Annotated in this window: 10 protein-coding genes; 5 read left to right on the top strand and 5 right to left on the bottom strand. The window is 48.7% G+C overall.

What is annotated here, in order from left to right; all coding sequences use genetic code 11:
- The first annotated feature begins 157 nt into the window (after positions 1-157).
- From FTO70_RS04115 to FTO70_RS04130, 4 genes are all read left to right on the top strand, one after another.
- Positions 158-1,039: a DUF58 domain-containing protein gene (locus FTO70_RS04115; protein ID WP_255334437.1), complete on the top strand. Its 882-nt coding sequence runs from the start codon at positions 158-160 to the stop codon at positions 1,037-1,039.
- A gap of 8 nt (positions 1,040-1,047) precedes the next feature.
- Positions 1,048-2,946, top strand: a complete 1,899-nt coding sequence (locus FTO70_RS04120; protein ID WP_255334438.1) for a BatA domain-containing protein — start codon at positions 1,048-1,050, stop codon at positions 2,944-2,946.
- Positions 2,943-5,732 carry a VWA domain-containing protein gene (locus FTO70_RS04125; protein ID WP_255334439.1) on the top strand — a complete coding sequence of 930 codons (2,790 nt, stop codon included), beginning with the start codon at positions 2,943-2,945 and terminating at the stop codon, positions 5,730-5,732. The genes FTO70_RS04120 and FTO70_RS04125 overlap by 4 nt, the downstream gene beginning before the upstream one ends.
- An 860-nt stretch (positions 5,733-6,592) precedes the next feature.
- A complete protein-coding gene (locus FTO70_RS04130; RefSeq protein WP_255334440.1) occupies positions 6,593-7,969 on the top strand; it encodes an NUDIX domain-containing protein in 1,377 nt (458 codons plus the stop codon).
- 65 nt (positions 7,970-8,034) lie between these two features.
- Here the strand turns inward: FTO70_RS04130 and FTO70_RS04135 are convergent, their stop codons facing one another.
- The 5 genes from FTO70_RS04135 to FTO70_RS04155 form a co-directional block, all read right to left on the bottom strand.
- On the bottom strand, positions 8,035-9,795 hold the full coding sequence (locus FTO70_RS04135; RefSeq protein WP_255334441.1) for a nuclease-related domain-containing DEAD/DEAH box helicase: 1,761 nt from the start codon (positions 9,793-9,795) through the stop codon (positions 8,035-8,037).
- A gap of 269 nt (positions 9,796-10,064) precedes the next feature.
- Complete coding sequence (locus FTO70_RS04140) at positions 10,065-11,285, bottom strand: AI-2E family transporter (protein ID WP_255334442.1); 1,221 nt, start codon at positions 11,283-11,285, stop codon at positions 10,065-10,067.
- Positions 11,286-11,722: 437 nt separating this feature from the next.
- Positions 11,723-12,076 carry a translation initiation factor eIF-1A gene (gene eif1A, locus FTO70_RS04145; RefSeq protein WP_255334568.1) on the bottom strand — a complete coding sequence of 118 codons (354 nt, stop codon included), beginning with the start codon at positions 12,074-12,076 and terminating at the stop codon, positions 11,723-11,725.
- 230 nt (positions 12,077-12,306) lie between these two features.
- Entirely contained in the window at positions 12,307-12,489 is a 183-nt protein-coding gene (locus FTO70_RS04150) for a CxxC-x17-CxxC domain-containing protein (protein WP_048134822.1), read from the bottom strand.
- Positions 12,490-12,891: 402 nt separating this feature from the next.
- Positions 12,892-13,287: a Mov34/MPN/PAD-1 family protein gene (locus FTO70_RS04155; protein ID WP_255334443.1), complete on the bottom strand. Its 396-nt coding sequence runs from the start codon at positions 13,285-13,287 to the stop codon at positions 12,892-12,894.
- A 345-nt stretch (positions 13,288-13,632) separates the two neighbouring features.
- On the opposite strand from FTO70_RS04155, the gene FTO70_RS04160 reads away from it, so the two are divergent.
- Complete coding sequence (locus FTO70_RS04160; RefSeq protein WP_255334444.1) at positions 13,633-14,805, top strand: NADP-dependent malic enzyme; 1,173 nt, start codon at positions 13,633-13,635, stop codon at positions 14,803-14,805.
- Positions 14,806-14,995: the final 190 nt, after the last annotated feature.

Raw genomic sequence — 14,995 nt, forward strand, 5'->3', positions numbered from 1 at the left:
CCGTAAAAAAGCACATCGAGAAATAGGGATTACAGTACATCGGGAAATCGGGATAAAACACGTCGGGAGACAGGGATAATACATGGCTGCAGATTGGGGAGAAACAAGGCATAAGAGCCCTCTTTTTATGGATTACTTCGGGAGGCGGCGTTAAACCATGGATGTTGCAAAACATAAGATCGATACGTCATTCCTGACCCAGCTCGATAGATATACGCTCCTCCTGAAAAAAAGGGTGAATGCAATCCACTCGGGCAGCCACTTCTCAACCAGGAAGGGGACAGGGCTTGACCTGGTAGACCACAGGAAATACAACGAGGGCGACTCACTAAAGAACATCGACTGGAACCTCTATGCACGCACGGAGAAACTCTATATACGCAGGTATGAAGAAGACAAGACCCTGAACCTGGTCATATTGCTCGATGCCAGCACCAGCATGCTCTTTCCGGACAATACCCCGAACAAATTCGAATATGCATCAACGATAGCCGTCGGGGTCTCTTATGTTGTTATGAAATACAACGACAGGTATATGATCTCGACTTTTACTGACGACGTAGATTATACTAAGGCCCACAAGGGAAGTGCCGAGTTCCTCAAGGCCGTAAACAACCTTACCAGAATTTCAGTTAACGGAAAAACGAAGCTTGCAGACTGCGCAGATTCCATATATCCAAGGATAAGGACAAAATCGATGGTCTTAATAATTTCGGATTTCCTGGACGACATGGATTCAATCCGCTACGCCGTCCGCAGGCTTTCCAGGCATGAACTTGTCCTTGTGCACCTCTACGACGAAACCGAAATCGACCTGCCGGAAAACGTGGACGGGGCAGTCAAATTCGTAGACAGTGAAACAAACGAGGAAATCCATATCTCGGTGGGCCCGCAGTTCAAACAGGAATATGCCGAGGAATACTCAAAACACCTTGCTGAACTTGATAAGGTCGCATACGAATTTAAGATCCCTTATTTCCGGGTGAACATAAAGAACAAGCCGTTTGATACTGTTCTCAGCATTATAGGTGAAAGGTGATCCTGCCCATGGACTTCGATTTCCCCCTGGGTCTGGCTGCTTTTGCAAGCATAATTCCCCTGACGATAGTATACCTGCTTAAACCCCACCCGAAACAGGTTATCCTGCCTACCCTTATGTTTGTCCGGCGGGTGCACAGCAATCTGCTCGATACCCGGCGGAAACTCAGTAAAAGAATAACTGACCCGCTCTTCTTATTACAGCTGCTGGCCCTGATCTTCATATCCACCGCCATTGCCGGCCCGATGATAGATGAAGCTGCGGGTGATTCAAAAAAAGTCATATTTATCATAGACTCGTCTGCCAGCATGAGCTCAGCCGACCGGGTTTCCGAGGCAAGGTCCGTAGCCATGGACAACCTGGGCCGGGAAAACACGATTATTGCTGCAGGAAGCATTCCTGTGGTACTTGCACAAGCACTGGATGCAGCCGATGCAAAAGAGGTAATCAACAGCATGGAGGCCGGAAACACCCGGGCTGATATCCCAAAAGCCCTCCTGACAGTCATAAACGATAAAGATAGCCAGAACAGGAAAGTCGTGGTCATATCCGATTTTGAAAACTGGGAGGGGCAGGCGCCTGAAACCTACATCAACGTTGCCAATGCCAAAAATATCGAACTCGTATTCAGGCAGGTCGGAGAAAAAACCCCCAACTACGCAATCGTATCCGGGCACCTGACAGACCGCAATGACGGGACTTATGAATATACGTGCACGGTCAAAAACTTCAACGATAAAAGCGCGAAACTCGATGTCCGGCTGGAAAGCAAATCAGACCTCTTCCCCACCCAGAAAGTGAGCAGTTCAGTGTCCCTTGCAAAATTCGGGACCCGGCAAATCACCTTCTCCAACATCCGGCAGGGAACCTCTACTGTGGAAATACTCAACAGGGACGCAATTCCCTGTGATAACACTGCCTGGATCTCAATCCCAGAAATAGCTCCTAAAAGAATCCTGGTGTTAACGGACCTGGACCCGGCGGCCAGCCGGTCTCCCCTGATAACAGCCATCTCGCTGATCCCGAACACGGTTGTTGATGTGCACCATGACCCTCGTGCCGGGCTCCCCGGGGACTACACTAAATATGATACTATTATCGTAAACCATAAAACCAGCCCGCTGCCGTCCGGGAGTGTCCGGAAAATCGTTGAGTATGCAAAAAGCGGAAAAGATTTGATAGTAATCGGAAACGGCTGCCTGTTCAATTCTTCGGAGATGCACGGGCTTTACCCGGTCCTTCCGGTATACGTAAAATCAGTCAAAGAAGGCGGCAGCCATACGGTTAAAGCAGCAGGGAGCGGGCAGCAAATTTTTGAGGACGTCTCTTTTGGCGAAGCTTATGTGCGCCAATTCCTGGTCACTGCCCCGAAAGAAGATGCTACCGTACTTGCAGAGCTGGGAGGCGTTGGGCCCATGGTATCCACCTGGAATGTATATAACGGGACAACAGCCTATGTGGGCCTGAGCGACGTTACCGGAGAGGAGCCCTGGAACAATTTCCATACTCTTCCCACTTATCCCGTATTCTGGGCAAAACTGCTCAAATATATGTGGGGGATCGGGGATATCAGTGAGACCAACGTGAAAACCGGAAAGTACCTGGCATTCGACCACAACGCCAGGATCAAAACCCCTACAGAGACCATCACCAGCAAGTTCGTTTACTACGACATGTGCGGTTTTTACGGCATGGACCAGAAAACGATTGCTTCCAACCTTTACGACCCCCTGGAATCAAATACCTTTACTGAAAACCGGCTGGACCTGGCAGCTGATAAAGAGGCAAACGAAAAACAGGAGCTCCGTGTAAAATCCCCACTAAAACCCCGGAAATACCTGATTTATGCCTTACTGCTGCTCCTGGTCATTGAAAATGCGATCCTGTTCAGGAGGAGAGTAATATGATTATTGCTTATCTGTACGGCCTTGTCTTCCTAAACGGCCTTAGTTTTTTGAATAAGGCTGGTTTTCCAAACGGCCCTGCTTTTCCGGATAATGCTGGCATTCTGGGCAAGGCTGGCTTCCTGAATAAGGCTGTTTTTCTGGAGATGGCTGCTCTTCTGGATAAGGCTGTTTTTCCGGATAATGCTGGCTTTCTGAATAACGTTGTTTTCCTGAATAACGCCGGTTTTCGGTATGACTTCGATTTCCTGTATGGAAAGGAGCTTATACTCCTTGTCCCTCTGGCACTTTTAGTGTTGGTGGGGCTCAGGAAAGGAATCAATAGAAGGCACCTGTTCATCCATGCCCTTGTAGCTTTCCTCCTGGTTATAGCGCTTGCAGCTCCCTACTCTGCCCAGGTAACTTCATCTAAAATAGACCAGTCCAGAATCACCATAATCTCGGATGAAAGCGCAAGCATGGAGCTGCTTCAGGAAGGGGTCCCGGAAGACATTGCAGACCAGCTCAGCAGCAGTATTCCTGTTACACTTACGGCGATTTCAGGGTCGAATACCGCTTTAGGTGATGCCATCCTCCAGCAGGCTTCGGCCGAAAACTATGTGCTTGTGGTATCGGACGGGCAGAGCAACTCAGGTACTTCGGTTGAAGATGCGCTTTCTTATTGCTATAAGAACAATTTCCCGGTAGCAGCCCTGGTCCCGGAGACCCTCGAAGAAGACCTCAGTATCGAAATTGAGGGGGAAAACGAAGTCCCGGTCGATAACCAGGCTTTTTTCATGGCCCGTATCAGGAAATCCACGGAAGAAGAAATAAGTTACCGGCTGAAAATTACGGTTGACCGGGTAAAAGTCATGGACCGGGAAATCACCCAGGCCGACAGGGAACTGAGCATCGAGTTCGACCACACCTTTGAGACCCTGGGCCCGCATGCCCTGAAAGCAACCCTTCATCCGGCAACCCCCGGGCTCGGAGGCATGGACTATTTCGAAACCAATAACCAGTATATGAAAAGCATATACGTAACCCCGAAACCGAAGGTAATTTTAGTCACCGATGAACCTGAGTCCCCTCTTGCAAACATCTTTAGTGAGGTCTACGAGGTACATGCAGCCAGGTCCTTTAATTCCCTGGACGGTGTAGATGCCGTGGTAATAGACAACCAGCCAGCTTCGACCATCTCGGCCGCCGAAGCCGAAACCCTGAGGAAATTCATCCTTAACGGGGGCGGGCTTGTGGTGGTCGGAGGAGACTCTTCTTTTGATTACCCGGAGGAGGACACGTACAGAAACACGAAATTCGAAGAGCTCCTCCCGGTTACGTCTAACCCTTCCACATGGAGGGGAGGCAGGAACATCGTTCTGATGCTTGATGTATCACCCAGCACTGCGGACAGCAACAACATAGGGGGTAGAATACTGGACGACATCCTGTCCAATACTATCGTACTCCTCGAAAGCGACCTCTTGAAAGACGCAAGGGTAGATGTGATCACATTCGGCAGCAAGGGGCAGGATATCACGGAAGGGTTCCTGGATATGTCCAAGGAGTCCAACAGGGTGTGGCTTGATAGCGAGATCCGCAAAATAAATCCCACGGGGGACTCAACCTCCCTTGAACAGGGGCTGTTGACTGCTCGCCACCTCCTTGAAGAGCAGGACAACGATGCAGAAGCTGATATTATAATTGTTTCCGACGGCAGGATCGGCAACAGGGTTCCGGGCGAGGGCAAGTTTGAAAAGGCAATTCAGCGTGCGAGTGCACTTAAAGAAAGCGGGATAGGCATCTATTTTGTCCACATACACGCTCCAAGAGCTGACTTCCAGGTCAACCGGGACGGCCGGTACTATGCCGATACCCTGATGAACAAAGTCCATCTCTCCGAAAACTATTACAGGATAGAGCCCGGCCAGAGGGTAAATATCAAGTTTGCCGAAAACCCGGAAGAAGCCGAGGACACGGAAGATGACTATTCTTCCGGCTCAGTTGTAATCTACGACCCCAAACACTTCATCACCCGGGACATTACCGGAGCAAGTGACGTCCTGGCCTACAATGATGTAAGCCCCAGGCCCGAAGCAAACCGCCTGGTAATAACGAGGCTCGGCAAACCCGTGCTCACGGTCTGGAGGCTCGGCCTGGGCAGGGTTGCTGCAATCACTACCGACAACGGGTACGGAGGGGGAATCCCCTGGGCTCCCGCCCTCTACGCCGGAAACGACAGCCTGCTTATCACCAGGACCATGAACTGGGTGGTCGCCGACACCGAAACCGGCGAGGACCTCCAGCTAAAAGTGCCTGACCTCAAAATGGGCGAGCCCGGCCGGATCCTGATCACAACCAAAAAAAGAGGGACCCCTGTACTCTATTTTGACAGGAAACCCATGGAAATCACCTCCATCGGTAGCAACATGTACGAGTCCTACGTCCTTTCGGAAGCCTTTGGCCTCCACAACATCTCCGAAACGCCTTATTCCGTACTCCCCCTCGACGCCTCCCCCGAAGAAATCGCTGCCTTTCAGGACGCATCCTGGAGGCCCGTCTCCGTAAACCGCCCCGACGAATACACCCACATCGGCGAAAACCCCCTCTTCAAAACCGCAATCCTCGAAAACGGCGGGAAACTCTATACCACGGAAGACATATATTCCCGGATTATCGAAGACTCCAGAACAAGCACGGAAAAAACCGTCAGGAAAGAAGTCGTGTACACAAAGCATCTCCTTATCCTGGCTTTCCTCATTTATTTGATATATACACTGTACCACACGTACAATACGAGGATGAGGTAAAAGGGAGAGGAATAGGTAGCAAAAACGGGGGCTTTTTGTCAATCGGCTGAGATTACTCCGGAATAAACTTAATGGAATATAAAACCGTTATTACTACGGGAGCGCGGAGGGTCACGAATACCCCGACTTTCAAGTTGGGGATGAAGTGAACCCTCGCACGTTTTTTTGTGCCCCTTTAGATTGAAAGCCCTTACTCCTTTTTAATTTGAGGTTTCTCGGTATCATGATTACAAGAGTTCGAATTGCTACTCTACATTAAGGAAAGTTTGTTAAATGATACTAAACGCTTCCCAAGAAACCGGGCGGGCGGCCCGAAGCATACCCCACCTTTTAAGGTGGGATGGCCGCCCGCAATTTGATTTTAAGGAAAGAGCCGTTTGCTACGCAAACGGGAGCTGCTGTTGGGTGTTGGGAAGTAGTGAGGGCCGCGGCTTCTGAATAATGAATGAAAAAAAGTAACTGGGTTTCTGTTGGATTGTATCAAAAACAGGGCGGCCTGAATACCATCTTTTACCGTTCTTGACCCGCACGCAGTGCGGCTATTCCAGGAAATTCCTGCAAAAAAAGAAGCTGAATCTGAAACCCCGGTACTGGTTCGCTACTGGTTCACTTCTGGCTCATCCGTAGCTCACCGTGGTTCATCCGTGGCTCATTACCAGCACACTGTTTTTCTGCAGGTGGTTCAAGCCATATCAAATACAACTGCAACCTGTCGCACATGTTCATAGTTTGTTCAAACCACATCGAGTAACCTTGTAGCTTGTTCAAAGTACAGTCACAGATCAAAAACTTGAAATTACCCGGCTTACCTATGACCAACTATCACCTTATATGAATCACTTAAAAAGAGCTTGATCTCCATGCCCCTCACCCCATTCCTCCAATCTGCCAGATCCCGGATTACCATCCTCGGCATAAACCCCCTCCTCCCTCAGCTTGAAAAGAGCGCTGGCTTTTTCGCCGCTCTCCTATCCGAAAATCCAGGCCTAAGGCTAACCATTCTCTACGAAAGCGATTCCGAAAACTTCTTCCAGGCCCTCTCTACGGACTCCGCTTTTTTCTTGAAAGCTCACAAGGACAGGATAGACCACAGGGACAGGATAGATAGCCCAGATTTTCAAATTCAGGGACTTGAAGACGGGATAAAAGCCGCTGCTGCCGCTGCTACTGCTTGTGAGAAGCCCTTACAGGAAAAAATCACGGACAGGGTTATCATCCGCCAGTTCAACCTGAGGCTGCCGGTAAACATAATTCGGGTTGATGAGAGGCTCTGGTACTGCGTCACAACCCATACCTCTCCCTCGATCAGCTCCTACATGGAGGTCTTTCCTGAGAGCAGCCTGTATGAAGAACTGCTTTCCTACCTTGATTTCGTAACCGACTCAGGGAGAGGTGGGATCTACCTCTCGGAACCCGGAGAGGAGCTGATCGAAGTATACGACCACATTGGCATCCCTCGCGGGATCCTGCCGAGAAAGGCGTTTTATACAACGGATTTCCGGGGGTATGCGGTCTGGATTTTTGTTTTCAACCGCAGGGGAGAGCTGCTTTTGCACCAGCGGAGCCGCCAAACGAAGGACAACCAGCTGCTCTGGGACAAATCGGTGGGCGGGCATGTGGATCTCGGGGAGCGGGACACTTCAATTACAGCAAGAAGGGAGCTTGTTGAAGAACTCTTCCTTCCCGAAGCCGAATTTACCGATCCTCTCTATGCCGAGAGGGTGAAAGCGGAAATGGGGGACATCCTGAACTTCGGGGAATGGGACCCGAGAAAAAAGCCGGAGAAGCTTTTCGGGAGCACTTTTAAGGAGCTCGACCCTTCGGACTGGGTACTTTTCAGGGCAACGGATGAAAAAGGGGAGCCGCTTACCATCTCTATAATTTCAAACAGAAAGATCCGGACAGCCGGGACAAAGGCAGAAGAAGCCGATAGGAAGACAGAAGAAGTTGTAACAAAGCAGACAAGGTATTTCATTGACCTGTTCTTTGTCATTTCACCTGAGGGCTGCCTCGACACTGCCGGGCAGATGAAAAAGCAGCTTGGTTTTTCCGAAAAGACAGGGGCTGCAGAGGACCACAAGCTGGCTTCGGTTCCGGAGCTTGGGAAATTGATTGAAGAGGCAGAGAAGAAAGGAGTTCGGGGCGAGACTTTTACGGATGATCTGCTGTACATATATTCCGAGCACAGGGAGATGCTGGAGAGGTTTTCGGAGTTTGTGAGGGCTGTTTTCCGGTGAGATCTTTTTCTGAGAAAGCAGACTCAGGGAAGCAAATTGAAGAAAGACGATTCAGGAAAATAAACTCAGGAATTTCCCTGTTCAAACTCCCCGTACTTCAATTGCCTTGCAAAGCTTTCGGACTCAAAGTCCGAGGCGTGAATATACAGCCTCTGGGAGGCCCTGGTCATTCCTACGTAGAGCAGCTTTTTGTCCCGTATCCGGTTGACATTTATGAGGACGCAGGCTTTGCATTCCAGCCCTTTGGAGGAGTGGTAGGTAGTTATTATCACCTTTCCGGGGACGATGTCTTTCGTTACCAGGCTTTTTGATTTGAGGAAGGGGTCGAGCCCGAAATAAAGACGTTCGGCTTCAGCATTGGTGGGCACCAGGACCAGGACTTCTTCGGGGTCGTACTTCAGTTCGAGGAGCAGTTCGTTTAAAAGGGCGTTGATGGCTTCACGGTCTCCTTCAAGGAACTCGATGTAATTTTCACTTGCCTGTTCATTTTCTATGCCTTCCCGGCCCTCGTAGAATTTTTCAACCTCTCTTTTCATCGAACCGTCGGACATCAGGAAATCCAGGGCAAGGTCAATATGGGATTTTCCAGACCTGTAAGAGTGCTTGAGGAGTTTGGACCTGCCCATAATATTTACGCCAAGGCTTTTCCAGGTATGTTCGTTTGGGTTGTAGATGCTCTGCAGCCTGTCCCCGGCCAGGAAAAGGTTTTCACTTACAATCCCGTTGTATTCCCTTTTTTTACAGAGGGCCAGGCAGAGTTTCAGCCAGTCGTCATAAAAGTCCTGATACTCGTCTATGAGGATTGAATCGTATTTTGGCCTGGCTTTTTCAAGTGCTTTTTGGGGAAGTTCTTTTTCCCAGAAATCGGGACCCGGATTTAAGGGGGCAGCCACACATGCCGTATCCATCGCCAGCTTGTGAAAAGTCGAAATTGATATGTTTTCATAATGGAGCCCCATCAGGTGAAGGTCATTGTACAGGGCTTTGAACCTGTTCTTCATCCTGTTTGCCAGGGAACGGTTGAAGGTTATTATCTTGATTTTCCAGTCCGGGTGCTCCTTGAGAAGGAAAATGGCCCTTGCAAGCAGTATCACGGTTTTTCCGCTTCCCGGAACCCCGCTAACCATGTAATGCCCGTAAGGGATTCTCTTGGCAAATTTTTCCTGCTCGCTATCAAGGGCCTTAATGGTATTCCTTATCTCGGCAAGTTCATCGTCAAATTCAAGCAGCTGATGCTGCCTGCTCTGTATTTTTATTTCAGGGAAAAGAGCCGCCCGGATAACCGAAGTTGTAACGGAGCCGAGATAGCTTGTTTCCGTGCCAAACAGGTCTTCAATGGCCAGGTTTCTGAGTCTGTCAGAAGTCAAACACCTGGTAGGAGGCTGGTAAAGTACGGTATTGAGATCCGAAGCATCGATCTCCCCGGAGTCAATACTGGTGAAAATTACTCTGGAGTAAACCTTGAACTTCAGCGCCCCGGTCTCGTCAAGAAGCACCTGGTATTTTTCGAAAAGGTCTTTTGCGCAGTTAAAATACTCATTTGTTTTTGCAACAGGATTTTCCCCACATTTTCCGCTCTTGAAAGTAACCTCTACCCTGTTCATCTTTTCCATGCGGTTCAGGATCCAATCTTTTACTTCAATGATACAGACGCCTTTATAACTGTCAATAAGAATGAAATCCGGATTTAACTCCCTCAACCTGGGCTGAACGTACAGGTAACACTCCCGGTCAATTTTATGGTATAAAGATCGGATTTTATTGGCAACCCTTTCCTCCCCTCTTGTTAATTCAAAATAATTACTTGGGATCACATTCAAACTCATGCGTATTTTCCCTGGTATTTTCAGAATAAATGGTCGCGGTTTCAGATACAATCTCGATTATACTCCCTACATTTATATAAACAACTTGCTTTATATTTTTCCACATTTTCCTGATAAAACGAAAGTTGATTAGATATGCCGGGCTATAATGAAAAAAATGCCCTGATTTCATTTCAATCCAGGTTATAATGAAAGATATAAAAGTTAATTATAATGAAAGGTGTAAAAGCCAGCTAACTTTTCCTCAAATCCCTATCTCAAACCCCATTTTAATTGGCAAACCCGGAATCAATTGACTCTCCCATGGAATCGCCCCTTGAATCTTCCGCGGAAACCGTTTCTGAAATCATTTCTGAAAAGCTTTTACCCCCAACTCTTTCATCACCAAACCTTTCGTCCCCAGACTTTTCATCTTCAACCATTTCATCTTCAACCATTTCACCGTCAGCCCTTTCACCTTCAAGCACTATTTTCCTCGCCCTGTAGGCCGCAAGCAAAAAACCGTAGGTCAGCGGCCCGATGATGATCCCCACGGGGCCGAGCACGAAGAGGGGGGCTGCAAAGGCTACGAGGGTGATTGCGGGGTGGATTGCTGCCTTGCTTTTTTTGGCAAGTCTCGGCCTGATGATGAAGTCCGGGACGATGCTCAGGAAAAGGGTGCCGAAGACGAGCAGGGCTGCTGCGGTGAAGAACTCCTGCAGGAGGGCATAGTAGAGGGCAAGGAGCCCGAAGACCGTCCCTGCACCGACCACGGGGAGAAGTGCCAGGACGAAAGTCAGGATCCCCCAGATGATTGGATAGGGGACGCCCAGAAGCCAGTAGAGGATTCCTCCGAAGACGCCGGTCAGGAGACAGGTTAAGAAGTAGACATTGAAGAGGTTGTGGTAAATGTGGTTGAGCTCGGTAAGGAAAATTGTCCCGACTTTTTTGTCAGGGAAAAGGTTAGGGAGTTCCGCAGCAATGTTTGAGCTTTCTACCAGCAGGTAGTACGTCAGGATGACGACCACGACAAGTTCGACCGTGAAGATCGTCAGATCCGATGAAACCTGCAGTACGATGCCCTGGATTTCCGGGGCATGGTCCGTAACCAGGGTGTTCAGGGATGAGCCTATGTTTCGGGTCAACTCTCCCGGGGAGGTCGAAATAAAAGGTTCGAAAATCCCGATAATCTGCCGGAGGTCCATGCTTACAAACCCGTTTATTGTGTTGGGAATTTCCAGAAGTTTTGATACCTCATTCAGCAAAATCCCGGCCGTGCTGATGGTAAAGAAAGTGGCAAAAAGAAAGATCGTGACAAGGGGGATTAAAGCGGAAATTTGCCTGTTCTTCACGAACTTCAGGGAAAAAGCGTAAGCAGGATGGATAATGTACGCGAAAAGGCCACTCAGGATAAGCACATAGAAAAAAGCGGATGTAATGTATAATGCGTACAATGAAACGAGGATAATTATGACGGCATAGCCAACTTTCACCGGGTCATAATTTTTCATACAGAAGGAATCATCTGAAATATATAAATAAGTTATCGTCTATATAACCTTGCCCGCATCAACATAGACGCACACCTGCAGAAAAGCAAAATATGGATTACAGGCATCTTTTTCAGACACCTTTATTTTAGATACCTTTCTCAGGCATCTCTATTTCTGATACCTTTATTTTAGATACCTTTCTCAGGCATCTCTATTTCTGATACCTTTATTTTAGATACCTTTCTCAGGCATCTCTATTTCTGATACTTTTATTTCGGATACCTTCTCAGGCATCTTTTTCAGGTATCTCTATTTCTGATACTTTTATTTCGGATACCTTTCTCAGGTATCTCTATTTCGGATACCTTTCTCAGGTATCTCTATTTCGGATACTTTTATCAGGTATCTTTATTTAGATACCTTTCTCAGGTATCTTTATTTCAGATACCTTTAAATCAGCACTTGAGGTAGCCTTTTCTTTCAAGCCATTCAACCTGGGGCCTTGTGTATTTCCAGGTTACGTCTGCTTTGGAGTCCTGGACTTCCCAGGGGTTGGCTATGACAACGTCGCCTTCGCGGATCCACATCTTCTTATTTTTGGATCCCGGGATCCGGCCCATGCGGACAACGCCGTCCATACACTGAAGTGTTACCCTTTTCGAGCCGAGTAAAGCTGCAACCGTTGCCAGGACTTCATTTCTGTCCTTGCGGGGGGTTCGTACCCTGCTTACTTCAGGGGTGTCTCCTGAGTTTACCGGTCTTGCGGATCCTAATCTTCTTTTTCTAACAGTGCTTCTGTAGTTAGCCAGGTTAATTCCTCCTTGATGGATTTTGATGGATTTTTATTTTTATAAATTCAATATTGAATAATTCGTACAGGTTCTCATTCTCGGTGCCTTTTTGTTCTTACTTTTTCCTGCTTCACGAGGTGGAAAGAAGTAAAGAAACAAAGAGAATAAACCAAAAAAACAAAAAGAAAAGATGAACCAGGCGTTAATGTAAACTTAATTACAAAATTAACACCCGATGCAGATAATCTTTAGAATTTCCTGTGGTTAGGAAGACATTCCCTGCAGTATACTGGCCTGCCTTCGGTGGGTTTGAACGGTACTTCGGTCTCAACACCGCAGTCAGAACAGGTTACTTTTGTCATTTCCCTTGGTCCGCTGTTACCGCGGAAACCTCCGGAATTTCCCCTGAAATTTCTGTCATTAAAAGCCATTTTCGTTTCACCTCCGCTTTAGCGGATAGTCAATAGATTAAAAACAAGATTGTATAGAACCCTTGGATTAAAAACAAAAATCGGTTTTTAATAACAGACCTTTATACGTCTCTTTATTTTCAATGCACTTACTTTACAGCCATATTATATAAAAGTGCCTATGAAATTAAAGGAAAAACCGAAAAATAAGCTCTTATAAGGGATCTGTATGTATATATATGTGCAGATATGTTTAATTTTGATTGTTTTCCACTCTTTTTTTTACATTTTCAACCGAAACTTTTCAGTGGGGCCATTTTCAGCGGGTTCATTTTCAGCGGGTTCATTTTCAGTGGGGACTTTTTCAGTGGGGACTTTTTCAGTGGAGACTTTTTCAGTGGAGACTTTTTCAGTGGAGATATTTCAAAAAAGGGACTCGTCCTCAAACTCCACGTCCACCACCGGAAGTTCTCTTACGTTTCCTCCCCTGTCGTAACAGGTCCAGCTCTGCCTGTCATAAGGGCGGCCCACGATGATGTGGCAGTTTCCAGTTTTTGAAAAAAGACGGAGGTCAGCCCTCGAGGGCCTGCGGCTGGGGCCGGGGTGGCTGTGGACCGAGCCTGCGGATTTCATGTTCGGCATCATGTAAAGCCTGAGGACTGCGTTCTGGTCGCTGGATTCGGTGCCCGGAAGGATCAGGACTTCGGTGATGATGCCGTCTTTTGCCTGCAAAAGGCCGGCAAATTCCAGGGGGGCCATTGATTTGCTGGCTTCAAGGATAAAGTCAAGGGCTTCGCTTGCTATTCCCTTTATTTCCATGCTGGTAATTTTTCCCGGAAGGGATATATCTGTTTCTGGAGTCAGCTGTTTTTGCGGGCCGACCATCAAGCTTCCGTATCAGCGGCTTTATTTAGGATTTTGAACAAACTGTATGTAGCAAATAGTATAATTTCAGGTGCCTTTTCAGGTGCCTTTTCAGGTGCCATTTTCAGGTGCCGTATTATGTACTGTATTCAGGTGCCGAAGTAAACTTCACAATAAGGTGCAATCATTCTGGTCAAAGGGGGAATCGGGATTAGAGGTACGCGGTCTGTTTCTGGTCAGGAGAGGGTTTCGGGAGATGCCAAGGAAGTTCATGCTTCGCTGTATGAGGAATCGCTTGACATGCACAGGGCGCTCGGGGGGGTGCTGGAGGTGGCAAGTAAGGTCCGGCTGCGTACGATTCACGACCTGAGTGTTGCCTACACGCCCGGGGTTGCCGAGCCTTGCCGGAAAATCAGCAAAAACCCGGATTTTGCCTACCTGTATACCCTGAAGAAGAATACCGTTGCCGTTGTCTCGGACGGGTCGGCGGTGCTGGGGCTCGGGAACATAGGGCCGCACGCAGCCCTGCCGGTAATGGAGGGCAAAGCCATTATCTTCAAGGAGTTTGCGGACATCGATGCCTTTCCCATCTGCCTGGACACCCAGGACACGGAAGAGCTAATCAAGGCAGTCAAATACCTGGCTCCGGCTTTCGGGGGCATCAACCTGGAAGACATCAGCGCCCCCCGCTGTTTTGAGATCGAGACCCGGCTGCGGGCAGAGCTCAAGATCCCCCTTATCCATGACGACCAGCACGGGACGGCCGTGGTGGTACTTGCCGGGCTCTTAAACTCCCTCAAGATCGTGAAAAAGGCCCTGGAGGACCTGAATATCGTCATCTCCGGGCTCGGGGCTGCAGGGGTCGGGATTTTCAGGATCCTGGTCCGGGCCGGGGCAGACCCTGCAAAGGTCCTTGCCTGCGACAGCCGGGGCCTCGTGTATGAAGGAAGGGAGGAAGGCATGAACCCCGTAAAAGAGGAAATCGCCAGGATAACCAATCCCGGAAAGCTCAAAGGTGGCCTTGCCGAGGCTTTCCCGGGAACCGACCTCTTCATCGGGGTTTCTGCAGGCGGCATTGTCAGCGAGGAGATGGTCCGGTCCATGGCGAAAGATGCAATTGTAATGGCCATGGCAAACCCGATCCCCGAGATCATGCCTGACGCCGCAAAGCGGGCAGGGGCCAGGATTGTGGCAACCGGCAGGTCAGATTTCCCTAACCAGCTCAACAACTGCCTGAGCTTCCCCGGAATCTTCAAAGGAGCCCTCAGCACCTGCGCAACCGCAATCACTCCTGAAATGGAGATGGCTGCTGCCTATGCTCTTGCAGGCGTCGTAAAAGAAGCGGAACTTTCCGAAAACTACATAATCCCGAGAGCCCTCGACCTGCACGTGGTCCCTGCAGTCGCAAAAGCCGTAGCCGGGGCATCCGTCGAAAGCTGTGCTGCCAGAAACGCCCTCAATGACAGCGACTGAGCCAGCGGCTGAGTTGGCCTGTATTTATTATATACTTTCATACTATCACAGGGGTCTGAATACTCGGCAGAAATACTCCACCTCTACTCCACCTGATTCGAGAAATACTCCCCTTGATCTCGGAAACCTTTTTCATTTCAGGCGATGAAAGAGTTCCCCCGCCAGTTTTCCTGTGAAGTACTTCCCCTAA

The sequence above is a fragment of the Methanosarcina sp. KYL-1 genome, assembly GCF_024372725.1.
Taxonomy (GTDB): Archaea; Halobacteriota; Methanosarcinia; order Methanosarcinales; family Methanosarcinaceae; genus Methanosarcina.

Excerpts from the sequence above, each read along its gene's own strand:
- FTO70_RS04120 (WP_255334438.1), top strand. The coding sequence starts at position 1,048 with ATGGACTTCGATTTCCCCCTGGGTCTGGCTGCTTTTGCAAGCATAATT.
- FTO70_RS04130 (WP_255334440.1), top strand. The coding sequence starts at position 6,593 with ATGCCCCTCACCCCATTCCTCCAATCTGCCAGATCCCGGATTACCATC.
- FTO70_RS04155 (WP_255334443.1), bottom strand. The coding sequence starts at position 13,287 with ATGGAAATAAAGGGAATAGCAAGCGAAGCCCTTGACTTTATCCTTGAA.
- FTO70_RS04140 (WP_255334442.1), bottom strand. The coding sequence starts at position 11,285 with ATGAAAAATTATGACCCGGTGAAAGTTGGCTATGCCGTCATAATTATC.
- FTO70_RS04125 (WP_255334439.1), top strand. The coding sequence starts at position 2,943 with ATGATTATTGCTTATCTGTACGGCCTTGTCTTCCTAAACGGCCTTAGT.
- FTO70_RS04150 (WP_048134822.1), bottom strand. The coding sequence starts at position 12,489 with ATGGCTTTTAATGACAGAAATTTCAGGGGAAATTCCGGAGGTTTCCGC.
- FTO70_RS04160 (WP_255334444.1), top strand. The coding sequence starts at position 13,633 with ATGCACAGGGCGCTCGGGGGGGTGCTGGAGGTGGCAAGTAAGGTCCGG.
- FTO70_RS04135 (WP_255334441.1), bottom strand. The coding sequence starts at position 9,795 with ATGAGTTTGAATGTGATCCCAAGTAATTATTTTGAATTAACAAGAGGG.
- FTO70_RS04115 (WP_255334437.1), top strand. The coding sequence starts at position 158 with ATGGATGTTGCAAAACATAAGATCGATACGTCATTCCTGACCCAGCTC.